General features: G+C 23.9%; 1 protein-coding gene. It reads right to left on the reverse strand.

Annotation, left to right across the window (positions count from 1 at the left end; translation table 11 throughout):
* The coding region (locus ACP5P5_RS13765; protein ID WP_428286689.1) for a hypothetical protein at positions 1-280 on the reverse strand (280 nt) is incomplete at both ends.

Consider the following 280-nt stretch of genomic DNA (forward strand, 5'->3'; position numbering starts at 1 on the left):
CTGCATTTTCATTTGCAGCTGAATGTATATCAATAACATTTATTTTATCAAATTCTAATCTTGTAGCATACATAATATAATTTTCATTTGTATAGTAATTATGAAATACAACATGCTTATAATTCGTTCTATAAAAATATTGGTATTTTGTAACTACATCTGTTGGCAATGTAAATTCTCTTTTGTTCACTTGAATTTTGTTATCAGAATTCATTAAATGGAAACCTGTAGTACCATCATAAATAAGATATTTTGAAAATGTAAACCACAAATTAAATGT

The organism is Hydrotalea sp., assembly GCF_049968455.1.
GTDB lineage: Bacteria > Bacteroidota > Bacteroidia > Chitinophagales > Chitinophagaceae > Hydrotalea.